The 24,133-nt window shown below is 47.0% G+C and carries 23 protein-coding genes and 1 pseudogene; 7 read left to right on the forward strand and 17 right to left on the reverse strand.

Translation table 11 applies throughout. The features are described 5' to 3' along the window. Positions 1-129: 129 nt before the first annotated feature. From ACDE64_RS19325 to ACDE64_RS19345, 5 genes are all read right to left on the reverse strand, one after another. A complete protein-coding gene (locus ACDE64_RS19325) occupies positions 130-1,635 on the reverse strand; it encodes an alpha-glucosidase/alpha-galactosidase (RefSeq protein WP_411347917.1) in 1,506 nt (501 codons plus the stop codon). Positions 1,636-1,747: 112 nt separating this feature from the next. After that, a complete protein-coding gene (locus tag ACDE64_RS19330) occupies positions 1,748-2,713 on the reverse strand; it encodes a helix-turn-helix domain-containing protein (RefSeq protein WP_411350344.1) in 966 nt (321 codons plus the stop codon). A 394-nt stretch (positions 2,714-3,107) separates the two neighbouring features. Then, entirely contained in the window at positions 3,108-4,514 is a 1,407-nt protein-coding gene (locus tag ACDE64_RS19335; RefSeq protein ID WP_411343713.1) for an NAD-dependent malic enzyme, read from the reverse strand. A 2-nt stretch (positions 4,515-4,516) separates the two neighbouring features. Next, positions 4,517-4,693, reverse strand: coding sequence for a hypothetical protein (locus tag ACDE64_RS19340; protein ID WP_411347918.1), 177 nt, complete (start codon positions 4,691-4,693; stop codon positions 4,517-4,519). 123 nt (positions 4,694-4,816) lie between these two features. Then, positions 4,817-5,737 (reverse strand): LysR family transcriptional regulator, encoded by a 921-nt coding sequence (locus ACDE64_RS19345; RefSeq protein WP_411347919.1) that lies wholly within the window; start codon positions 5,735-5,737, stop codon positions 4,817-4,819. Between the two features lie 270 nt (positions 5,738-6,007). On the opposite strand from ACDE64_RS19345, the gene ACDE64_RS19350 reads away from it, so the two are divergent. From ACDE64_RS19350 to ACDE64_RS19365, 4 genes and pseudogenes are all read left to right on the forward strand, one after another. After that, the gene (locus ACDE64_RS19350; protein WP_411347920.1) at positions 6,008-6,916 is read left to right on the forward strand and encodes a DMT family transporter; all 909 of its coding nucleotides are present in this window, start codon (positions 6,008-6,010) and stop codon (positions 6,914-6,916) included. 140 nt (positions 6,917-7,056) lie between these two features. Beyond that, a pseudogene (locus ACDE64_RS19355) lies at positions 7,057-7,477 on the forward strand (ATPase, T2SS/T4P/T4SS family); the annotation flags it as partial. A gap of 206 nt (positions 7,478-7,683) precedes the next feature. Continuing rightward, positions 7,684-8,232: a hypothetical protein gene (locus ACDE64_RS19360; RefSeq protein ID WP_411347921.1), complete on the forward strand. Its 549-nt coding sequence runs from the start codon at positions 7,684-7,686 to the stop codon at positions 8,230-8,232. A gap of 15 nt (positions 8,233-8,247) precedes the next feature. After that, complete coding sequence (locus ACDE64_RS19365) at positions 8,248-8,589, forward strand: hypothetical protein (protein ID WP_411347922.1); 342 nt, start codon at positions 8,248-8,250, stop codon at positions 8,587-8,589. 656 nt (positions 8,590-9,245) lie between these two features. Here the strand turns inward: ACDE64_RS19365 and ACDE64_RS19370 are convergent. Then, positions 9,246-10,391 carry an NADH:flavin oxidoreductase gene (locus ACDE64_RS19370; RefSeq protein WP_411347923.1) on the reverse strand — a complete coding sequence of 382 codons (1,146 nt, stop codon included), beginning with the start codon at positions 10,389-10,391 and terminating at the stop codon, positions 9,246-9,248. Positions 10,392-10,654: 263 nt separating this feature from the next. Here ACDE64_RS19370 and ACDE64_RS19375 point away from each other — a divergent pair, with 263 nt between their 5' ends. From ACDE64_RS19375 to ACDE64_RS19385, 3 genes are all read left to right on the forward strand, one after another. Next, positions 10,655-11,359 (forward strand): TetR family transcriptional regulator, encoded by a 705-nt coding sequence (locus ACDE64_RS19375; RefSeq protein ID WP_411347924.1) that lies wholly within the window; start codon positions 10,655-10,657, stop codon positions 11,357-11,359. Beyond that, complete coding sequence (locus ACDE64_RS19380) at positions 11,337-11,765, forward strand: MerR family transcriptional regulator (RefSeq protein ID WP_411347925.1); 429 nt, start codon at positions 11,337-11,339, stop codon at positions 11,763-11,765. The genes ACDE64_RS19375 and ACDE64_RS19380 overlap by 23 nt, the downstream gene beginning before the upstream one ends. A 72-nt stretch (positions 11,766-11,837) precedes the next feature. Next, positions 11,838-12,689, forward strand: coding sequence for an aldo/keto reductase (locus ACDE64_RS19385; protein ID WP_411347926.1), 852 nt, complete (start codon positions 11,838-11,840; stop codon positions 12,687-12,689). A 194-nt stretch (positions 12,690-12,883) separates the two neighbouring features. Here ACDE64_RS19385 and ACDE64_RS19390 read toward each other — a convergent pair whose 3' ends face one another. The 11 genes from ACDE64_RS19390 to ACDE64_RS19440 all read right to left on the reverse strand — a co-directional run bounded on the left by ACDE64_RS19390 (position 12,884) and on the right by ACDE64_RS19440 (position 24,013). After that, positions 12,884-13,735: a MetQ/NlpA family ABC transporter substrate-binding protein gene (locus ACDE64_RS19390; protein WP_411347927.1), complete on the reverse strand. Its 852-nt coding sequence runs from the start codon at positions 13,733-13,735 to the stop codon at positions 12,884-12,886. Positions 13,736-13,813: 78 nt separating this feature from the next. After that, positions 13,814-14,467 carry a methionine ABC transporter permease gene (locus ACDE64_RS19395; RefSeq protein WP_411350345.1) on the reverse strand — a complete coding sequence of 218 codons (654 nt, stop codon included), beginning with the start codon at positions 14,465-14,467 and terminating at the stop codon, positions 13,814-13,816. Positions 14,468-14,486: 19 nt separating this feature from the next. Next, positions 14,487-15,248: a methionine ABC transporter ATP-binding protein gene (locus tag ACDE64_RS19400; RefSeq protein WP_411347928.1), complete on the reverse strand. Its 762-nt coding sequence runs from the start codon at positions 15,246-15,248 to the stop codon at positions 14,487-14,489. Positions 15,249-15,508: 260 nt separating this feature from the next. Continuing rightward, a complete protein-coding gene (gene nirD, locus ACDE64_RS19405) occupies positions 15,509-15,832 on the reverse strand; it encodes a nitrite reductase small subunit NirD (RefSeq protein WP_411343721.1) in 324 nt (107 codons plus the stop codon). A gap of 90 nt (positions 15,833-15,922) precedes the next feature. After that, on the reverse strand, positions 15,923-18,346 hold the full coding sequence (nirB, locus tag ACDE64_RS19410) for a nitrite reductase large subunit NirB (RefSeq protein WP_411347930.1): 2,424 nt from the start codon (positions 18,344-18,346) through the stop codon (positions 15,923-15,925). Positions 18,347-18,805: 459 nt separating this feature from the next. Continuing rightward, on the reverse strand, positions 18,806-19,300 hold the full coding sequence (locus tag ACDE64_RS19415; RefSeq protein ID WP_411347932.1) for a DUF523 domain-containing protein: 495 nt from the start codon (positions 19,298-19,300) through the stop codon (positions 18,806-18,808). 12 nt (positions 19,301-19,312) lie between these two features. Further along, positions 19,313-19,924, reverse strand: a complete 612-nt coding sequence (locus tag ACDE64_RS19420) for a DUF1273 domain-containing protein (protein ID WP_411347934.1) — start codon at positions 19,922-19,924, stop codon at positions 19,313-19,315. Between the two features lie 276 nt (positions 19,925-20,200). Next, a complete protein-coding gene (locus tag ACDE64_RS19425) occupies positions 20,201-21,853 on the reverse strand; it encodes a stalk domain-containing protein (protein WP_411347935.1) in 1,653 nt (550 codons plus the stop codon). A 303-nt stretch (positions 21,854-22,156) separates the two neighbouring features. Next, positions 22,157-22,369 carry a hypothetical protein gene (locus tag ACDE64_RS19430; RefSeq protein WP_411343726.1) on the reverse strand — a complete coding sequence of 71 codons (213 nt, stop codon included), beginning with the start codon at positions 22,367-22,369 and terminating at the stop codon, positions 22,157-22,159. Positions 22,370-22,455: 86 nt separating this feature from the next. Further along, positions 22,456-23,211 carry a hypothetical protein gene (locus tag ACDE64_RS19435; protein WP_411347936.1) on the reverse strand — a complete coding sequence of 252 codons (756 nt, stop codon included), beginning with the start codon at positions 23,209-23,211 and terminating at the stop codon, positions 22,456-22,458. A gap of 16 nt (positions 23,212-23,227) precedes the next feature. After that, positions 23,228-24,013, reverse strand: a complete 786-nt coding sequence (locus ACDE64_RS19440) for a glucose-1-dehydrogenase (RefSeq protein ID WP_411343728.1) — start codon at positions 24,011-24,013, stop codon at positions 23,228-23,230. Between the last annotated feature and the right edge of the window lie 120 nt (positions 24,014-24,133).

Below are 24,133 nucleotides of genomic sequence, written 5' to 3' on the forward strand. Positions count from 1 at the left end.
TTACATGGGATTACAGAATAGGGAAAAACAGTCGGATGTTGTTGATCCGACTGCTCTTTTTGTGGATATAAAACATACTGTTGATTCTACTACTTCTGCTACTTCTTCTACGTTCTACTTCTACTTTTTCTATTGTTGTACCTTTTCCCGATCTTTGCCTTTATCAGCTTCGCCTGCGTTGCGGTTGGCAGCATCGCGGTCTTCCTGCATTTCGGCGACGGTTTTGACCTTCAGGCGTGCTGCACCAGCGTAATCTTGTGTCGGCAGCAGATTGCCGCTGTCCAGACGCTGTTTGGCGGCGGCGATTGCTTCACCGTATTGCGGTAGCCATGCTTCGCCTGCGACTAGCATCTCGTCCACCATTTGCCAGATTTCCGGTGGATTGCAGACTGCGCCGATCAGCGGGTCCATCATAAATGCCTGACGTAGCAGCTTGTCATCGCCATGCACAGCTGCTTCTACCGCCAAGCGCTGCACTGAAATGCTCACATTGCACACTGCCGCCGGACCAAGTGGCAAATCTCCTACATGCGGCATCGAAATGCCATTACGATCTACATAACCAGGGGCTTCGATCACAGCATCATTCGGCAGATTGGAGATGACGCCGTTGTTAATCACATTAAAATGTCCACGGTACACGCGCCCCGTTTCCAGCGCTTCGATAATGTACGAGCCGTGTTCTTCGCTGCGTTCTTCCGCGGCAAAGCGCTTGGGTTCCTCCTGCATCCAGTTCGGGAAATCCGTTTCAAACCAGTTACGTCCTTCGGTACATACACGTAGATAGCCGCCCGTCTCGCCGTTAATCCAGCTGTTCAAATCGATCCAGTCACCAATCTCCTGCGGACGCTTGCGATACCAAGGCACATATTCGCTCAAATGACCGTTCGATTCGGTGCTGTAATATCCGAACCGGCGCAGCATATCAATGCGTACCTTTTCCGTACGGCTATATTCGTCATGCTTCTCAAATGCTTCCAGCAAACCAGCCGTCAGGTCGCGCCCCTGATGACTCGCCCGAATATACCATGTCTGATGATTAATACCAGCACAGACGATATCGACATCCTGTTTGTCCAGTCCGTACACGTCCGCAATCTGATGATGACCATGCTGTACGCCGTGACAGAGACCCACCGTATTGACACCGCCATACGTATTGCACGCCCATGTTAGCATCGCCATCGGGTTGGAGTAATTCAGCAGCAGTACATGATCGTCTGCGACCTCGCGAATATCGCGGCAAATGTTCAGCATCTCGGCAACACCGCGCTGACCGTACATAATGCCACCGGCGCACAACGTATCACCGACGCATTGATCAACACCGTATCTAAGCGGAATGTCTACATCTGTCGCAAAGGCTTCCAGTCCGCCGACACGGATCGTACAGATGACGTACTTCGCATCCTTCAGCGCTTCCCTGCGATCAGTAGTATGCTGAATGCGAATATTCAGCCCGTTGCCGTCGATATCCCGCTGACAGAGCCGGGTCACCATATCCAGATTGTGCTCGTTAATATCTGTAAATGCGAGTTCAATCTCGGCAAACTCTGGCACTGCTAGCAGATCACGCAGCAACCCGCGTGTGAATCCGATACTTCCCGCTCCTACAAACGCTACTTTAAAAGACATGATACCATCCCTCCATCTACTATAATGAATGTATTGTAAAACGCCTCTCCAAGTAAGCGTTATCAATATTGTGACTCTTTCCACGGTGATCTGTCCAAAATCCTAACCTTCCTCACTCATGAAACGGTTGGTTATCTGTCGTCTCGTTCGCAGGCTCTTGATAGCTACGTACAAATCGCTCGGATTGCATCCGATAATCGGCAGGTGTATGCCCAGTATGCTTTTTGAATAACAGATGAAAATAAGGGCGGCTGGCAACACCTACATAATCGGCGATCTCGGCAATAGGAATGTCCGTTTGACCAAGCAGCATCATCGCCTTGTCCATGCGCAATGTGTTTAAATAATCCGTCGGTGTGCTGTGCATATGTTTTTTGAAGATACGATGCAGATAGCTTGGATGTACATTAACGGATGCAGCAATCTGTTCCATGCGAATGCTGCGGTCATAGTTCTGACGCATAAACTGGATGCTCTGATGTACATATCTCTCGCTCAGGGGCGTCTGCTGCTGCCGATGTTCCTGTGATAGTCTTGCAATGCGTACGAGCAGCTGAGCAAATAGCAGATCGCCCAGCATCGATCCTTCACGCTGCTGATCCAGCTCCAATACAAGCGACTTGAGCGTGTAATACACATCCTCTGGATCGGACAGCACCATATAGGGCTGGGATGTATGAATCAGCTCTGCTAGTTCTTTTTCCTGCTGAATCAGTTGATGCAGGATGGATGCGGTCGGTGCACAGCTTTGCAATCCAAATTCCAGATTAAGCATGCGACATGGTGTATCGCCAACGATCAGGCGGTGCGGAATATTCGCATCAATCACGATAAATTGTCCTTTTTGCAGATCAACGCTCACACCCTTCACAGCATTGTCGTTCTCCGCTTGCTTCGGTGTACCTGACGAAGGATATAGCTCGATACGACAGCAACCGGAGATCATATACATAATCTCTGTGGACTGGTGCTGATGATAGTCCATTTCGTACTGTTTCCATTGTTTGTAATAGTAGGCATAATGCTGCGGTCGATAGCCCGATTCTGCGATATGTAGATGATACAGACTGGCGGACAATGCTGGGTCATGTGCATCTGTAGGATGATGATTTGCTCGCGTTGAAGCATCGTACACCTGAATGGAAGGTAAAGCCTCATTGGAAGGTCGACGTGCAGAAGCTGTCTTTTTACCTTGACGATGTGGGCTGTTATTGTCCGGTCGTTGTGCAGTCATAGTTGATCACCTGCCTGATTACATTAAGATGGTACTGCTATCCTACCGCATTCCCTCTATTGGTCACAAGTGAGCGTATATATTCATTGTGTGCTATATAGATATCTTCATTACGTACTAGATCGTATAGAAACCATACTACATAACATGTATAAAAATAACGTAGATCAAAAAGTATAAAAAAGCTTCGCCGTTATCACATTGCTGTCGGCGAAGCTTGCTTTATGTTACGTTCAGATTAACGGAATTCAGGTGGTGTACGACGTGCTACACCAGTCGCAATCGCTGCTTGGATAACACCGCGACGAACTTCCTGCACGACCTGTTCGTTAAATACACCGGGAATGATGTACAGCTCGTTCAGCTCGTCTTCCTTCACGACCGAAGCGATGGCGCGTGCAGCAGCGACTTTCATCTCCTCATTGATCACGCTGGCACGGCAATCCAAGGCACCACGGAAAATGCCGGGGAAGCACAGCACGTTGTTGATCTGATTCGGGTAATCGCTGCGCCCAGTTGCCATTACGCGTACATGACGCTCTGCCACTTCAGGATCAATCTCAGGATCAGGATTCGCCATCGCAAATACGATCCGATCTTCTGCCATCGTATGCAGATGATCGACGGTCAGCAGCCCCGGACGAGACACACCGACGAATACATCGGCACCTTGAATGACGTCGCTCAGACTACCTTTTTCCAATTGCGAATTACTGTTGTTGGCGATCCAGTTCCACATCTCGTGCGGATATTCTTCGTCGCGTACCAATGCGCCGTTTTTATCGACAGCGATCAGGTTTTTCGCACCGGCGGACAGCAGCATTTTGACACAGGCTGCTCCTGCTGCTCCGATACCGAGCACGACGATTTTCGCCGTTTCCAGCGATTTGCCAACGATGCGTAGCGAATTGAGCAATCCAGCAAGAACAACGACTGCTGTACCATGCTGATCATCGTGGAATACCGGAATATCCAGTTCTTCCGTCAATCGACGTTCGATCTCAAAGCAGCGCGGCGAACTGATATCTTCCAGGTTGATCCCACCGAATGCCGGAGCTAGCCATTTGACCGCTTGAATGATCTCTTCCGTATCCGTTGTATCCAAGCAGATCGGGAATGCATCGACTTCGCCAAATTGCTTGAACAGCATCGCCTTCCCTTCCATAACTGGCATTGCCGCTTCTGGACCGATATCACCTAGTCCGAGCACTGCCGTACCGTCGGAGACGACTGCGATCATATTACGTTTTACGGTTAGGGAAAATGCCTTTTGCCGATCTTCATGAATCGCCATGCACACTTTGGCTACGCCCGGTGTATACACATGGGAGAGATCTTCCCGGTTTTTGACTGGAGACTTGGGCTGTACTTCAATCTTGCCGCCCAGATGCGCCAGAAAGGTACGGTCTGATACGTTAACGACTTTGACTCCCGGCAGTGCCCCAACCGATTGTAGCATTTGCTCGCGCACATTTTCTGGCAAGTTGACGGTTAAGTCACGCGTCGTACTTTCCGGGCTGGCATGAATGACGTCAATCGCCACCACATCGCCACCAGATTCGGCAATCGCACCAGCCACATCGCCAAAACTCACCTGTTTCTTATCCATCTGCAAACGCATAATCATGCTCGTTCCAAGAGCCATCGTTATACCTCCTGCAAAATACGATTTTGGGTATTGCCCATCACTATCGGATATTCATCATCCACAGCGCCAATCGCCACGATACCGCTATCTAGCCGGCTTGCGCCCGCTGTATATATGGCAGAAATCGGTGCATGGGATAATGATATGTAAGCGGCATTTCCTTCCATCCGCTTCATAATAATAACGCTTACATTGGAAGACGGACTTAATTATAACATAGTTTGCGGTGAAATAAACGCAGTCCCACGCTCGGAAATGAGATTGCCTTTGCCATTTTCGATACGATGGTTGGACGGTTGCTATTCAGCATTCCTACTCGTTGATCGCCATGCTTCAACATTCCGCTTCTCGACGTGCTGAACCCATTCTTTTACATATTCCAAAAAACGCCGCATCGCAGGTGAGGCTTTTGATAGCGATTGCACCGCCAAACCAAGCGAACGGAAACTTCGTTCCTCTAGCTCTAGCATCCCGGCATTGTGATCCCGCCCCTGCAAGACGAGTTCTGGTAAAATGCTAATTCCCAGCCCGTTCTCCACCATCGCGATAATCGCATAATCATCGCCCAGTACAAAGCGCACATTCGGCGTAATACCTGTATGTTCCAGTACACGCCGCACATCGTAATCCGAACCTTCGCGCGGCATAATAAAATCCTCTTCTGACAACCGTGACAACGGAAAGGTATCCGCCTCCCGCAGTGGATGATCTGGCGGTACGATTACTAACATCCGATCTTGACGTAGCGGCAAAATATCAAATGTCCCGCGCGCAGGCAATGTCATAAAGCCACAATCGATCTCACCGTTAGCAATCCACTCTTCAATTTCCTCATAATCGCCTTCGATCAACCGGAACGTGATGCCCGGATAATGACGCTGAAATTCCTTAATCATCCCCGGTAGCCAGTGCACCGACACACTTGTAAAGGTGCCAATCCGAATGACACCGGATGCAAGCCCATGAATGGACGAGACTACCTGCTTGAGCTGTTCGTTCCAATTCACCGTCTCACGCATTGGAATCAATACACGTTCACCATTAGCAGTCAGTCGTACCCCGGAACGGTCGCGTAATAACAATGGAAAGCCAAATTCCCGTTCCAACCCGTGAATAATATGACTCACCCCGGATTGCGTAAATCCTAGCACTTCCGCTGCCCGTGTCAGACTGCCCAGCTCTACCACTTTGAGCAGAACCTCATATTTATGAATACTCAATCTGTATCCGCTCCTTTGGCCGCTGTATCAGCTGCATCTATTAAGAAACAATCAATGCTGCTTACACTTTGTTCTATGTTTGCCGACTTCATAATTCGCAGGATGATTCGCAAGGATTTAGCCATTACTTCTTCTCATGTATATCATTATAAACATTCAATATACTTATACTTCTAACGCTACTATACTGATTTTATTAACCCGTTGCTAGCAGGAATTCGGAGCCTGTGTGCAGCGTCTATGACTACACCAATCAAAGGATGGATTATCATGAAACAATCGCGGGCTGACCTGCTGATCTTTATCGTTACATTATGCTGGGGGTCCTCTTATTTATTTATGAAAATGGGCATGGATTCGCTTAGCCCCTACAATCTAATTGCGCTGCGTTTTGGCTTTGCCTTTATTCTGACAGCGCTCATCTTCTTCCGCCAATTGCGGCATCTGGACTGGCGCACAACCGGATACGGCGCGCTACTCGGATTATGCCTGTTTGGCGTGTTTGCGTTTATTATGTTCGGTTTGCAGACGACCTCGACGTCCAATGCAGGCTTTCTCGTTAGCCTGACGGTCATTTTTGTCCCGATTCTGTATTGGATCATCTTCCGGCGCAGATTGGCAGGGCGGCAGATTGCCGGTGTACTAATGGCTTTGTCAGGGATTGGATTATTGACCTTGAACGGGCAACTCAGTATTCATCCCGGCGATGCGCTCTGTATTCTGGCGGCACTCTGTTATGCAGGTTATATTCTAATGACTGGTGCGGCGGCGCGCATTACGTCTAGTACGCTGAATCTGGGCATCATGCAGCTGGGATTCGCTGGTCTGTACGGACTGATCTTTTCGTTTCTATACGAAACGCCAACCTTGCCGCAGACAAGCGACGGTTGGATCGCCGTGTTGGCGCTCAGTGTAGTGTGCAGTGCCTTTGGATTTGTCATACAGCCGATTGCTCAGAAATATACAACACCAACGCGTACCGGGCTGATCTTTGCACTGGAACCGGTGTTTGCGGCGCTGTTCGCTTTCTGGTTCGAGCATGAAATGCTGTCAGTCAAAGGGTATATTGGTGCTGCTCTGGTGCTTGCAGGTGTAGTCGTATCCGAGTGGAAGTTGAAAATAAAAGCGCCTAAACCAGTCATACCGCCACAGGACGTGCAGAAGGTTTCACCGCTCTAAATATGATATGCGGAAATAGCTACTTTTCGTGATTGTGACAAAGTATAATACTGATATTCTAGAATATCTAATTATATTTCACCCGCAAGCCGCTGTATCTCTTCATTTATGAATCGCAAAATCAGCAGATTTTTCTTTGAATATACTTAATTTCACCGCCGATTGCTCTTGAAGGACCAACAATGACAATTAGTAAATTCCTCGAGTAGCCGTTAACCATGAACGATCTAGTGCGAATTGATGTGTTAGAGCATATAGCTTCTGTTTTACTATAGGCGCTGATAAGTAGCAAATTCAACATTTTTATCAGTGGCGGAACAGGGTCGGGTAAAACGACTTTTTAATGCGTTCAATAGACGACCGGGTGATTACGATTGAGGATTCTGCTGAGTTACAAATTCGCACTGGCCGAATCTGATCTCGATGAAAACACGTAATCTCGACATGGAAGGTAAGGGCAAGATTAGCATTCGCAATCTGATTCGTTCTTCGTTGCCTATGCGTCCAAACCACATTACTGTTGGTGAAGTACATGGGGCAAAAGTACTTAATATGCTGTAAGCAATGAACATAGGTCACGATGGCAGACCTCTATAATCGTGAATCGTGTGCTAGCATTTTTAGTTTGTATACCCAATCGCAAAGAAACTTTTGCTCAATAATTAAATTCTATATACTATTTTATTGAAATAAAAGTAAAAAAGTGATACTATTACCAGTGCAAGAAAGAGTCTATATAAATAATACATATTAACTAGGAGGAACGAATGAAAAAAACAACCATGGTTTTAATTTTATCTACATCTATGCTATTATCAGGAGCAAGTTTAGCATCTGCACAAAGTACTACAGATAGTACTGATCAAGCTACAAATTCAGCAAGTAATCCAATAGTTTTAACTCCAGTAAGTCCAAGTGATTTTAATGGCTCTATAAATTCTGGAAATGTAAAGGGTTCTGTTATGAGTCCTTTAGACACAGATGGGCAAAATATTTCTTATAGCTTCGGGCATTTTACAGATTACGTGAGAAGTTCTAGTCCACTTCCAGCTCATAGATATGGTACAATCAGACTCCAGATAGCTCAAACTACTAATACAGATAAGAACCCAGCTAATTTGACTTATGTGTTTCAATCAACAGATGCGAAGCTAAAATCATCCAACTATGTAGTAAGTGGAAATAAAAATGGAGATATTATTACCTTCACTAATGTACCTAAAGGCACAGCAGATAAACCTATCTATCTTTACATTTACAATACAAATACTTCATCTACAGTCAGACTAAGTGGGAATGGACATACTCTTGATTAAGAAAGGATGATTTTAATGAGCAACAAAAGTTGGAGATTGAGTAGAGTTACAATTGTTACAATATGTGTTATTGGAACATGCTTGATTTTATTTAGTAACTTTAGTCAAGAAACAAAAGCTGCAACTAAACAACCATCTGTGGTGGAAGGTACTGCTTCTACTGAAGAAATGAAACAAGTCAAAGATAATGTTAGCACTATTTATGCAGGTGATTACTACTACAATGTTACTACTCAATCAACAAATAATCTTCCAACGGATCAAGTTGCTCATGGGGTTGAAAATGTTACTGATAAAACTATATTAATTATTATGGATAATGGAAAAACTTATATTAGAGCTGGAAAAGCTGAATAGTAAAAAGCGACAGGTTTATAAACCTGTCGCTTTTTTTATATTGTTTAAGCTGAACTATATATATTCAGTTGAAGAACCCGTGGTACTAGTTCCAGTTAATCTTGGATTACACCTATTTGTAATCGTATATGCAAGCTAAATCTTGTCTGAATGCACTTCAAACCCTTATACACTTTTATAGCGAATGGAAGTCAGAGTGAAACGACGGATCAAGATAGAAAATACTATTTCCATTTGCTCTCTTTTTTGTAGCATCTAACGTGTATATCATGAATCAAAGTAGTAGGCAGTAAGTAACTTAGGATGAAATCTAGCAAATCAACTTGCAAAATAGTAGAAAATTGGCTTTGTAACGACTGTTTTTTTGTACAATCAAAAATGTCGTTACATGCGAATCCACCTTCTGAAATGAGATTTGATCACTTTCATTTTGATCGTTTTTCTGGGTAAGACTATTTTTTAACTAGCACAACGGGCTTAGTTGATTTAAAACCCATTTATCACCTGGTACTTACCCTCGATTCATTTCTCTTGACCATTTATTAATGATCGTGAACTTTCGTTACTATAATATGTTGTTTTTTTGTATAAAATCACCTTATCTTAACGAAAATGGAAAATCAGGTTATGGTACATATCCCTTTTTCACGATCACATCAGTACAGCTTACCAACTGCCTCTGCTTGAAATGGTTTCAGTTCGTCCAGACGATTGTCATGAATTTTGGCTGCCCATGCTGGATCGGCAAGCAGAGCGCGACCGACGGCAATCAGATCAAATTCGCCTTGTTGCAATCGTTCTGCCAGACCGCTTACACTTCCCTGCTGCTCAGCATCTGCACCGGATGCGAAAAATTCGGTAAAATCCTGCTTCAAGCCGACCGAGCCAACGGTAATGACGGCTTTGCCAGTGAGCTGTTTTGCCCAGCCTGCCAGACTGAGCGGTGAACCTTCAAATTCCGGCTCCCAAAAACGACGGGTGGACGCATGGAAAATATCTACACCTGCTGCGGCAAGCGGCTTCAGCAGCGCTGCCAGTTCCTCTGCATCATGTGCCAGCTTCGCTGTGTACACTGGATATTTCCACTGCGAGAACCGGAAAACAATCGGAAAGTCAGGACCGATCGCACGGCGGCACGCTTCTACCACTTCCACGGCAAAACGTGCCCGGTTGGCAATACTTCCACCGTATTCATCTTCGCGGCGATTGGTCGTTTCCCATAGAAACTGATCGATCAGATAACCATGCGCCCCGTGCAGCTCAATGCCGTCAAAACCCAGCTGCTGCGCTTGCGCTGCCGCATCAGCAAATGCCTGTACAACCTCCTTGATCTGCTCTACCGTCATGATTTCGCCTTGTACGGCACCATTCACATCCAGACCTGACGGCCCGATCGACGGTACGGCACCTTCCGGTTGTGGAAAGTTCTCTCTAGCGATACCAGCATGAATAAGCTGCGGCATAATTTTGCCGCCGACGCGATGCACCTCGTCAACGACATGCTTCCAGCCTGCACGAGCAGCTTCACTGCCAAAGTCCGGGCTGTTCGCCGGGTCCTGATTGGCAGAAGGATGCGGAATGGAGACATTTTCAGTAATAATCAGACCGACGCGTTGTTCAGCACGACGACGATAATAATCCGCCACCTCGGTTCCGGGTACACCGTTGGGCGAGAACCCACGCGCCATCGGTGCCATAACGATGCGACTGGACAGCTTCAATTGACCAAGTGTAAATGATTCAAACAGCGGTGCCACATACTGTGTATGATTGGATTGCATATTATTGTTAGTACGATTCATATTTATCGTAACCTCCAGAGATGTTTTCGGTTATACTGTTATTATTATCTTTAGGAAATAAATATATAAAAGTAAGCTTGAGTGTAAAAGAAGTCCCGCTCCGGTGCATGCTGCCGGGTGGGTATATGCCTGATTGTACAGGCGTCTAGCAACAGATACAACCAACAGAAACCCAGATGTGTCGTTTAAGTCTCACATGTTAGTAATTGTAGTTTAGACATTGGCACATGACTACTATATGACCGATACAGGAGGTATCCCCTATGAATACAGCACCACGCCCGAATGCGCAGGACCCTCGTGTCATTCGTACACGCCAATTGATTCATCAGGCGTTTGTCGAATTGCTGCAAACGAAAGAATTTAATGAGATTACGGTGAGCGATATTACCCGTCGTGCCACCATTAACCGGGTTACATTTTACACTCATTACACCGACAAATACGAATTACTGGAATATATGATCTCCACACAGTTGATTCAATTGCTGTACAAAGGCATCGATCCGCAACAGGCACTTTCTGCGGAAGCACTAACGACCCTAATCTGTGCGCTATGCAATTATCACGAATATTCCAGTTCCCAATGTCCCAAAAATTTCGATTCGCTCAGTCCGTTGGTCGAGAAAAATATGAAGTCCCAATTGCAGCAGTATATACTACAACAGTTAACTCATCATCTGCCGGATCAGGATGAGGCGCAATTGGTTCCTTTGTCCGCGATGATCAGCTGGTCGCTGTACGGCGCAACCTTACAATGGAATCTGGAGCAAAAGGATCGCCGCGAAACGCCGCAGCAATTGGCGTCGAGAATCGTTCCGTTGCTGACGAGCTGGATGACGATGTCTGGTATAGAATATCCCATTTCTAACCAACTCCCAGCAGCTACTACCAGCAATACGATCCTACCAACCTCTGTATGCCTATCCCAATGGAGTGAATCATATGAACTCAAAACAAGTATCTGAATTGTTCGGCATCTCGATTGATACACTGCGATATTATGAAAAGTCAGCTATCATTCCACCTGTCACCCGCAATACCAATGGTTATCGTGATTACCAGACACGAGATTTGAATTGGATTTACTTGGTGAAAACACTCCGCAAAGCTGGAATGACGATGGAATCGCTACAGGAATTTTTACGGTTATCGCAAGCACGCGAAGCAGATGAGCAACATGTCGCAGACCAACAAAAACAAATTCTGATTGATCAATTGGAAGAAGTAGATGAAAAATTACGGGAGATTCAGACTGCACGCGATCTGCTTGCTTATAAAATAGAAACGTATGACGATCATATCGCCAAGTTTAAAAGTAACACCTTTTCGGATGCCGATATTGAGAAATTATGGGAGTTGAATAAAAAGTAGTTGCTATGGAGTGGACTCCATCGTTTACTTTTATACAAGAAACCGCAATAACATGAAGGAGGACACACAAGTATGCAAACAGTCCAACTCAATAATGGTATAGACATTCCTATTTTGGGGTTTGGAGTATTTCAAATACCCAAAGAACAGACAGCTCAGGCAGTTCAAAATGCGATCCATGCTGGTTATCGACATATCGACACTGCACAGAGTTATCTGAATGAGCGCGAAGTAGGGGAAGGTATCGCCGCATCCGGCATTGCTCGCGACGAATTGTTCGTAACTACAAAAATCTGGGTACACAATGTCAGTTACGACGGAGTGATGAGATCATTTGATGAATCCCTGGCACGTCTTGGACTGGATTATGTAGATTTGCTGTTGATTCATCAGCCTTTCAACGATGTGTATGGTGCATGGCGTGCTATGGAACAACTGCAAACAGCGGGTCACGTGCGCTCCATCGGCATTTCAAACTTTGCCGTTGATCGTGCAGTCGATTTAGCCGAATTTAACGAAGTTGTACCGCAGATCAACCAAATCGAAATCAATCCGTTCCAGCAACAGGTGAGCCAGATCCAAGCATTGCAGCAAGAAGGCATCGCAGTTGAAGCATGGGCACCTTTTGCCGAGGGCAAAAATGATATTTTTAGCCATCCCGTCCTGAGCGAAATCGCTCAACGATACAATAAGTCGATTGCTCAGGTAATCGTTCGCTGGCTAGTTGAACAAGATGTCATCGTACTCGCCAAATCGATCCAACCAGAACGTATGGTGGAAAATATCGATGTTTTCGATTTTGCATTAACCGCTGACGACAAAGCTGAAATCGCCACTTTAAATCTAGGGGAGAGCCAATTTTTCTCTCATGCTGATCCAGCTATGATCAAATGGATGCGTGGTCGTGAACTGGAAGGAATATAATGTCTCATTCCTATATAAGTAGGATCGGGTAAAGACAATCAGATGAGCTGTTTTACGAACAGTGAATACAAACAGTGAATACAAAAAAACCTGTCCTACCCCAAAGGGTGCGACAGGTTTTTTGTGCTAGTACAGCCTATTTATCTTTGGAGAGCCACGTGATTGTGATGCAGCTCCCCGCTCAAATGATCCGCTTAAAAGGCAGGTACTGCGATATCTGCGTAGTTATCTTGCAGGAACTTCTTCACTTCTGGACCTGCCATATGTTCTTTCAGCTTTTGGATAGCAGCGGAGTCCTTGTTGTCTTCGCGTGCAACAAGTGTGATGGCGAAGGTGGAGTCTTCTTTTTCCGTTACAAGTGCGTCTTTGACTGGAGTCAGGTTCAGCGGTTTGGCATAGGCTGGAGTCATTGCTACCAGATCAGCTTCGTCATACATCCGTGCTAGCATCAGCAGATCGACTTCTTTGAATTTGAAGTTTTTCGGATTGGCTGTAATATCGGCTTGTACGGCATTCATGCCTACGCCGTCTTTGAGCGTGATCATGCCAGCTTGGGCAAACATTTGCAGGGAGCGACCGATGTTGGACGGATCGTTAGCGATCGCGATCGTTGCGCCTTCTGGCAGAGCGTCGATGCTTTTATAGTTTTTGGAATACGCGCCATAGATGGCGTTGTAGATCGGTTGAATGCCTACGAGATTGCTGCCTTTGCTTTCATTGTACTGCGTCATATATGGTACGTGCTGGAAGAAGTTGGCGTCGACTTCTTTGTTTGCCAGTGCATCGTTCGGCTGTACGTTATCTGATAACACGATAACATCCAGATTGATGCCGTCCTGCTTCATCAGCGGTTTCACGATGTCCAGAATATCGGTCATTGGCGGGATCAGAGTAGCGACTTTTAATGTCGTTTCGCTAGTTGTGCTTGCTCCGCTCGTGCTTTCACTGGATGCGTTGTTCGTTTCGGTAGTTACTTGTTGTCCACATGCTGCCAGTAGCAGTGCCATAGCGAACAGTAGGATCAGGATCGGTTTTTTGTTAAACATATGCAATAGATACCCCCGTATTTGTGTAGTGATAATGTAGATGTTACTTTTTTGGCTTTTCCAGCATTTCCTTATCCGTCAACGCTTGTCGATCAGGCGCGAGATTAAGCTGCCAGTGAATTGTACCGCCTGTACTAAAATAATCATAAGAATGATCATATAGACCATTACATCGGTTTCAAAGCGCTGATACCCGTATCGAATCGCAAAATCACCAATTCCGCCGCCACCGACAATACCGACCACGGTCGAGTACGAGATGAAGCTAATCGCTGATGTCGTGAGTCCCAGTACGAGTCCAGAACGCGCCTCAACGTACAGAAATTTGAAAACGATCTGTATACCAGATGCCCCCATCGCACGAGCCGTTTCGACGATGCCGCGCGGCACATCCAGCAGCGCCTGCTCCACCAGCCGCGAATAATACGCAATGGCGATAATCGACAGCGGTACGGATGCTGCTTCGGTGCCAATCGATGTGCCGACCACTATACGTGTAAATGGAATCAGAAATACGACCAGCAGCAGAAATGGAAAGGAACGTACGACATTGACGATACTGTTCAGCAGCCCGGACAGATACACATTTTCATACAGCTGTCCTTTGCGAGTGATATAGATCCAAGTACCGAGCGGCAAACCGATCAGAATGGCAGCTGCTAGTGAAATGCCGACCATTGTAAAGGTATCGCCAATCGCCTGCCAGATCTCTGTCTGATACTTCTCTACCATTTCACCGAAGGTGCGTGTATTATCCACGGTCGCCACCTCCGATGCCGAGCAATTGCTCACGATACGATAGCGTATAATCCGGCGCAGGGGCAAAGCCGTCCTCTGCGCGCGAATACCTCTCCACGATCATGCCCTGCTCCATGACGGAGACGGTATGACAGAGGCTTTTCACTACATCCATCTCATGCGTAACAAGTATAATCGTTACGCCCAGCTGCTCGTTGATCTGCCGAAGCAGCCCGAGAATATCTGCGGTCGTACCGGGATCAAGCGCTGATGTCGGTTCATCGCATAACAGCACCTGCGGACGTGTAGCAATCGCACGCGCAATGCCAACACGCTGGCGCTGCCCTCCGCTTAATTGAGACGGATAATATTGGATTCGATCCAACAAGCCAACCTGCTCCAGACACTCTTTAATGCGCTGTTCTCGTTCTGCCCGCTTGATGCCTGCTAGTTCGAGCGCCGCTGACACATTGCCGCCAACGGTACGATTGTGCACCAGATTGAATTGCTGAAAAATCATACCGATTCGCTGGCGTACTGGACGCAATTGACGTTCCGACAAGGTGGTCAACTGCTGTTCGCCTACGATGACACGACCTTCATCAGGACGCTCTAGCATGTTGATCATACGCAGTAGTGTAGATTTACCTGCGCCACTGCTGCCGACGATGCCATGAATATCGCCTGCACCAATATGCAAATCCACCTGCTTGACCGCAGGAAGTGTACTACCAATTTTGCCAAAATATTTGCTCACGCCTTCCAGCGTAATCATTGCTATTCCCTCCTCCGCCTCAATCCGGACCGATGAGGATAAGTGTATTACTATTTTGGTATATCTGTTATAGCCTGTTACTCCTGCTACATTATAAGCAAATGCTGCGCCTGTGTCACTATTTTTCACAGGTTATTAAAAATGAAATATGTATGAAGATACTACGCGTTCCTTCTATACAAACAAACACCGCCTGTATTGTCGCTCTCATGACGGCAATACAGGCGGTGCTATATACAAATGATTTTGTCATATCCAACTCATCCAACGGCGATCCAGACCTGATCCTGTTCCACCTTAACCGGGAATGTGCGTACTTGCCCTTCATCCGGCGCTTGCACCAATCCAGTTTCCAGATCGATCTGCCAATCATACAGTGGATCATATAGAACGTGACCGGAGACGATGCCTTCGGCAATTGGTCCACCCTTCGGATGCGGGTTGCGATTTTCGAGCGCGAAGACTTGATCGTCTGACGTGCGGAATACGGCAAGTTCCAGACCTTGGATCTCCAGAACACGTCCGATTCGGCTTAGAAATTCATGTTTGGTTCCTGCGGGGTAAAAATGTTGTGTGCTGTTCATCGCTAATCCTCTCCTTTGCTGCATCGTATGGATGCTGTACACTTCTATTGCTGATTTATATTATTGGCGATTCATACTACTCTTGATTATTTATACTTCTACTTTTTTGCCAAATAGGGCGGTGCGCGTTTGTTCGTCGTTCAGTACTTGTTTCCATGGATCTTCGACTTGTGCCAGCGCCAGATTGACGCGTTCGATTAGCTGTTGGCGATTGTTCTCATCGTCCAGCACAGCCGCTCTGATCGATTCCAGTCCCATGCGCTCCACCCACTCCGAGGTGCGTTCGAGATATTTCCCTGTTTCGCGGTAGTATTGGATAATTGCGCCGCACAGATCGATCAGCTCCTGATCAGTTTTTACTTTGCAGAACGAATCCGCCAGACGAGCCTTGATCCCGCCGTTACCGCCGATGAAGATCTCCCAGCCGCCATCGTTGCCGACGATGCCGATGTCTTTCGTACACGATTCAGCGCAGTTGCGTGGGCAGCCGTTAACTGCCATTTTGAATTTGGCAGGGAAGTCGAGACGTTCAAACCGCTGTTCCAGTAGGGCGCCCATGCCCATCGAATCCTGTGTACCAAAGCGGCAAAATTGGGAGCCGACACAGGTTTTGACGGTACGGAGCGATTTGGCGTAGGCGTACCCAGATGGCATATCAAGTTCTTCCCAGACGCTGGGCAGGTCTTCTTTTTGTACACCGATCAGGTCGATCCGTTGTCCGCCCGTCATTTTTACAGCTTTGACATTGTATTTGACCGAGACGTCGGCGATTTTTTTCAGATCTTCTGGTGTCGTAACACCGCCGTACATCCGTGGGACTACAGTGTAGGTGCCGTCTTTTTGAATATTGGCGTTCATGCGTTCGTTGACGAAGCGCGATTCTTTTTCATCTTGATATTGAACCGGGTTGATCATACCGAGATAGTAGTTGATCGCTGGACGGCATTTCGAGCAGCCTTCAGGATGCTTCCACTCCATCACGTTCATCACTTCTTTGATCGTTTTCAGACCTTTGTCGCGAATAGCAGCAACTACATCGTCACGGCTGTGGGTTGTACAAGCGCACATTCCTTGGCTCGAAGCGACAGCTGCGCCGTCACCGAGGACGAATTGCAGAATTTGCTCCACAACGGGTTTACAACCGCCACACGAGCGGGTGGCGCCAGTGCAAGCTTTGATCTCATCTACGCTGGTCAGCCCTTTGTCTTGAATCGCACTAACGATATCCAGCTTGGTAACACCGTTACAACCGCAGACGATTTCGTCATCCGACATCGTTTCAACCGAAGCTTTTTTCTTGCTATGACTGCAACCGCCGGTGCCCATCAGCTCAGCATACAGCTCGTCAGTCATCGGTGCGCTATCGCGGATCAATTTTTGCAATTGTGCCGAATCGTTAATATCGCCAAACAGGACGGCACCGACGATCATATTGTCTTGCAAAATGATCTTTTTATATGTTTTCTTCCAATCATCACGCGCGGTGATGACGGATTGTTGTTCATTTTCGATAAAGACGCCAGCCGAGAATACATCGACGCCGGAGATTTTCAATTTGGTGGATACGGTTGAACCTTCATATGGTGTCGCTGGATTGCCGCAAATGTGTTTGGCAAGTACCATACCTTGTTCAAACAGCGGAGCAACCAAACCGTAGCAGTTGCCACGATGCTGTACGCATTCGCCGACAGCATATACGTTGTCCATCGATGTTTGCAAATAGTCGTTAACCAGAATGCCGCGTTCTGTTTCAATTCCACTATTACGTGCCACTGCTATATTCGGACGGATACCGGCTGCCATAACGACAAAGTCAGCTTCCAGTACGGTTCCATCTTTGAACAATAGGCTTTCTACGCGTTCGCCGCCTTGCAGTTCAGCCGTTTGTGCACCCATCATGAATTTGATGCCTTGCGATTCCAGTTCTTTTTTCAGCATAGCGGCAGCGACGTAATCCAGTTGACGTTCCATCAGATCGTTCATCAGATGCACAACCGTGACGTCCATGCCGAGACTAACCAGACCTTTGGCGGCTTCCAGACCGAGCAATCCGCCGCCGATAACGGCTGCGCGCGGATAATGAGCTGCTGCTTCCATCATCTGATGACAATCTGCAATATCGCGGAAACCGACAACACCTTGCTTGTCATGACCCGGAATCGGTAGAATGAGCGAGCTGGAGCCAGTAGCGATAATCACTTTGTCGTAAGGAACCGCTGTGCCGTTATCTGTCATGATCAGGCGATTGTCATTGTCAATCGATGTGACTGTGACACCAGTATGCAGCGTGATGCCATTCTCCTCATACCATTCGCGGCTGTTCAGCACGATATCATCAATCGTCTGACTGCCTTCCAGTACGTAGGACAGCATGATCCGGTTATAGTTCGGATGTGGTTCGCTACCGATGACGGTGATATCATAATTGCCGCCTAATTTGATAATCTGCTCCAGTGTTGCTACGCCTGCCATTCCGTTTCCAATCAGTACAAGTCGTTCACGTGTTGTGGTCATTACGTTTCCCTCCGTTTATTTCTGTTGTTGTCGCTTCGGCAATGATATGCCTATCTATAGGGTGATGTATCATAACTATGTTACATATTTCACAATCTTTAATATCTAAAATTAAATGCTTTTGATGTACCCAGTATACCGCTGGTAAAATAGGCATGATGTGATCTAGATCACCTTATTTTTTGTAAGAAGCCTACCTGCTGCGTATAGTTAGCTTGCATAAATTCATTTAACAAGGAACATACGAAATAATCGAATCTTTGCTATCTTCATCCAAATGTGAATAACATTTGACTATATATAATTTTAAATTCCGAACCTATCTATGTATTTTTTATGTATTCAAAATAAAAGTAAAAACCATGCGATCCACATCCTATTCAGATGATGTTCATTGCATGGTTTTTACTCTTATTCAAATGTTATACGGTATCTACCGATCTGCATGAAGACGGATGGTCAGTACACTTTGCTCTGTCCAGCGTTCGCAGCAACCATATCTGGCAATTGCTCCAGCATATGCTCATCCAGCACGATAATGCCATGACGGCGAAATAACGCTGCCGTCAAACCGGAGCCAGGCAATTTGCTACCGCTAAAGGTACCATCGTATACCATCCGGCTGCCGCAGGATGGGCTGTTCGCTTTTAACACTGCTACTGTAATACCAGCCTGCTGCGCTTGTTCCAGTGCAAGCTGTGCACCGTGTTGAAAAGCAGCCGTCACATCTTCACCGGATACCGTCAGCACTTTTGCCTGTCCTTCCCATACATCCTCCGCTGTACCGCCCACAATCTCCGCTGGTTCGCGTGGTGTACTCAGACCGCCCAGCACTTCCGGGCAAAAAGCGACGGCTGTGCCTGCTGAGATCATTTCATCCAGCGGCTGTACCAGATTGCTGCGTCCGTCGTACCGGCAAGCGGCACCAGTCAGACATGCACTGATTCCGATCATGTCCATCCCTCCTCAAATCTCATCGCCCAATTCATTCCGGCTACCGTTCCTCTCCATCTCCGGTTCTTCCCATTGCTGCTCCAATCGCTCTTCGTCAGCAATGCCCTGAATATCCTCGGAGTTGATGCTAATATAACGATACCCTTCCTCCTGCTGACGCTTGAGCGCTTCTTCTTTTACGAAGCGCGGGCTGCCTTCTCCTGCATCTTCGTCATATACTAGCACAATGCCGTCTGTTTTGCGGAACAGCAGTTCATCACGCGCTTTGAATTGCCAGATGCCCTGATACGGCTGGTTGCTGACGATGCCGTGGAAATCAATGCCTTTCAAAATCTGATTGTAATAGTCCTTCTTGTCATCGCTCCAACGTTCCTCTGGATTAGCAAACGCGGACAATATCGACACCCGCAGCTGTGGATACTCCTGCTTCAATTCAATTGCCGTCTCGCACGCCCACAGATCGACGCCGTACTGTCCAGGCGTAATCACCCATTCCAAGCCTTCTTCCAGCAGCGGAATTAGCTTACTGCGGATCGCCTGACGGATATAGTGGATGCCTTCATGCTTTTGACTGAAAATGCTCAGTTCATGCGCACGGTAGCCGGTGACGAGTAGATTCTTCATGCTGTTCTGCCTCCGCTTCCGTTTCCATTGTTCTATGATGTCCCTATACATGATTCTGTTATTCATCATATCATGTTACCGGGCGAAAAGTGAAAAGCCTGCTCCATTAAAGGCAGCAGGCTACAATTATGAACAAGCGATTGATGTTCTGGATATTTTACGTAAACGCGTAAGTCACATAGAGGTATAGAACGACTCATTTCAATCATTATTACTACATATCACACACGAACAATCCATTGATTTTATAGGCGAGCATACGAGTATGCAAGTCTCTTATGACATCGGAGTCAGTTTACCACCGTCCTGCAAGGTTACCGTTTTGCCGTTCAACCAGCTGTTGGCACTGTTGTCGGCATCGTAGTAGATCGTATGACCGTTGTCGTTGATATTTGCCAGCGTTGTGTCACTGTCAGTCAGAGCAGTCACGTAGGAATTGGCAGTTACGTTCCAGCTGCTCGTTACATCCAGCTTCAAGGTTGCCGATTTCAGCTTCTGATCGCTGTTCAATGCGCCTGACCAAGTGCTATCAGTAGCCAGTTTGAGCGTAATCGTGCTCAGGCTGTCGCCGATAACATTGCCGGATAACTCTTGATTATTCGCATTCAACGTCACAATCGCACCATTGGAACCGGTGGTGCCCCATTTGTCAGCTTGAGCCTGCAACAGCGTGCCGGAAGCTCCCGTTACATCGGCATTGTTCAGGTTAATGACTGCATCCGTATTCGTGGAATAGAAGATCGGTCCAGCAGTTGCATTGAGCGAGCCGCCAGTCATTGTAAATGTACCTGTGCCATCTTCAGCATCGCCGGAATAGCTTTGATAGATCATGACACCGCGTGTACCTGCACCAGTCAGGGATGTATTTTTCACCGTAGCGGAGTTCCGACCTTCGATAACGACAGCTTCGGAGCCAGTTGCTTTGATCGTCGCACCGGATACGGTAATCTTACCAGTAGAATAGATGCCTGGTGAGCCTTCGCCGGATGTGTTCATTGTGCCGCCAGTTACATTCACTGTACCTTCACCACGATCGGTAGCAATTGCAGCAGCGTGTTCGCCAGCTGTCGTGATCTTCACATTCGTCGCGTTGACCGTGCCAGTCATCGTTGCATCCAAACCGCGCGAGGAATCTTGACTTGTTTGGATCGTAGAATCAGAGATGTTCAGTACCGAGCCTTCGCCAGTGGAGAAGGTTGCGTTAGAGCCGTCTGCATCGGTCATAATGGATGTATTTTTTACCGTAACTGTACTGCCGGATTCCGACAGAACCGCAGCATTCAAACCGTAAAAGTTACTGTTATCTTCAGACGATGTATCGCCAGTTTTGGTAATGGTTGAGTCGGTCAGGGTCAGTGTTCCGCTGTCGGATACTTTGACGGCGGATTGGTCGGCTTCGGTTGCAGCAATCGTCTGATCCGATTTGGTGACGGTATCGCCGGATTGTGTATATTTGCCTGTACCTTCGACTTTGGCATCTGTACCGTAGCCGCTATCGGTGCCATCTGGCTTGGCTGGTGCTTGATCACCGTCCGGTTTGGCTGGTGCCAGATCGCCTTCCGGCTTGGCAGGTACATTCTCATCGGTATTGATATCTGCGCCAGTGCTTTCGTCGTCTGCTGTAGCAGTCGTACCGCTGGTCAGCTTGACCGTAGAGTTGGTGCTATCATAGGCTGCGGTCACGCCGAGTGCTTTGGACAATGCACGGATTGGCAAATAGATCGTACCGTTATAATTGATCGGTTCTACTGTGTTACCAGAACTGTCGGTAAGTGTTGTTTGCTGACCATTCAGCATGATCTTCACATCGCTTAGTGCGGCGGAGACGCTTTTCTGAATGGGTGCAGCGTAAGCGGAGAATGAAGTGGTCAATACGGCGGTCAATGCTGCGCCGAGAATAAAGCCTTTGATACCGGATTTTCGTGTCATGGGAATTCCCTTCCTTTGAATAAAATAGTGTGTATATCCTGTGTATGGATGAAGCGTAGTATACAATCAAATCCAAGCATGAAAGAGTATAAATTCGTATAAAGGAGATTTTCGTGTGTTCTCTTCCTGCTGACAAACACATCTTACTGCTGCTTTGTGAATTTCATATGTACAGTGAGGAATAATTGCGATCGTTTACAAAATAAAAATTCGCGCACAAAAAAGACCGGTTCGGATCAGCGAATCGGTCTTTTCGGGATGAATATTATGGATGCAGTAAATCAGACTGCGCATGGGAAGAGATTAGGTTCCCATCTTTTTGCGCTGGTTGTTTACTTTTTTGGTCATCTGGCTTTTCATCGATTTGGTGCCGGTGGATTGTTGTCCGTTGCCACCTTTGCCTTGATTGCCTTGCTTTTTCTGTGCCAGCAGACGTTTAGCCATCTCGGCTTGACTCAGCTTTTTCGCTGAAGCCTCTTCCGATGTGGATGCTGGTTGATTATGTTCTGTCGTCAATAGACTCACCTCAGCTCCATCATAGCATATCGTAACCGTCAACTCTATCCCAAAACGACAACAATTGCCTGACAATACGCATGTACTTATTCTAGCAAATATACCTGTTGCCGATGCGTATTCAGCAATGCCAGTACCGCGCCGCCACTGCTAGCAGACAGGAACCGAAAGCGCTCGGCACCGCCGACGATCATTTCCGGTTGCATGTCATAACGCATACGCAGCGTATCTGGCAAATGATCCAGTATAATCGCACTCATCTCCTGCGCTTCCAGCCGATCTAGCAGCAAATGCTGATCCATCGGACGATGATTGCCGATCAGTTCGTCAATGTGCCGAAATTCGCCAGTACGCTGATAATGAGTGCGTGCGTATAGATAACTGTATACATTTTCCGCATACGAGCGAGCTTCAAAATTAGCTATGCTGGACAATGCCACCTGTACTTGCTCCCCGTAATCGACGGCGGACCGCTTCTCATGCAGATAATACTCACAGTTGCGGTCAAAATCCTCCACTAACCACGCGTACACCTCTGGAATATTCACCCCGCCAAACACATCGATATCGCCAAGAAAGCGGTACTTGCCATCGTGATATTCAAAGCCCCAAATATGCTGCTCGCTATATAGCGCATCATCTAAACATTGCAACCCGTCTGTACTTAATAGATGAATCCGATACGCACGCTGATCTTCCAGATGCTCATGCGTAAATGACAACATCGGCAAAAAGTAACAGGTCAACGATGGATCTTCCAGTACATCCTCCGGTTCTGGAAATAGCGTAATCGCTGGATCTTCCGTTGTCGATACATAGTTATTCAACTTGCGCTCCATCATGAGAGTCACCTCCCGTTTAACCGTTCCCACCTTGGAACGAAGGGTATTTGGTCATGCCACCATCGGCAAAAATGGTAATCCCAGTTACGTAACTAGCTTCGGAAGAAGCAAGCCATACGGCGACCGAAGCGATCTCGGACGGTTCCCCGATATATCCCATCGGAATCAGCTTGGTGACGGCTGCCTTTTTCTCCTCGTCTTCAAACTTCTCAGCATTGATCGGTGTGTTAATTGCACCCGGCCCGATGCCATTTACCCGGATACCATTCGGCGCGTATTCCATTGCCAGCGTCTGGGTCATCATCTTCACGCCGCCCTTACTAGCGGTATAGTGTACAAAATGCGGCCACGGAATAATCTCGTGCACGCTCGACATATTGATAATGCTGCCTTTGATATTATGTTTCAGCATGTAACGGATCGCTTCACGGCTACCAAGGAACGTCCCGGTCAGATTGACGTTGATTACTTTGTTCCAATCTTCCAGTGACAGTTCATGCGATGGTACTTCATTTTCCATACCTGCATTGTTAACCATGATATCCATGCTGCCAAATGTATCATGTGCCGTCTGAATGATGCGCTGTGCATCCTCTTCATTCGACATATCGCCTTGAACATCAATCGCCTGTCCGCCGGCTTCCTTGATCTTCTGAATCGCTTCTTCCACGCCATCGTGGTTGCTATGGTAATTAATCACTACATTCGCTTTTTCCTGTCCAAAACGAAGCGCAATCGCTTGACCGATTCCTGTTGCCGCCCCAGTGACAATGACTGTTTTGCCCTGCAAATCCGGATACATACTGTCGCCTCCTTGATCATCATGCTGTCGTATTCAGCTCATCTTTTACCAATACAGCTTGTTGCTGGTAAAAGAAGGTACAACCATTGGTTACACGAAATCGCATGATGGTAAACAGTC

This window comes from Paenibacillus sp. WLX2291 (assembly GCF_046603665.1).
Taxonomy (GTDB): domain Bacteria; phylum Bacillota; class Bacilli; order Paenibacillales; family Paenibacillaceae; genus Saccharibacillus.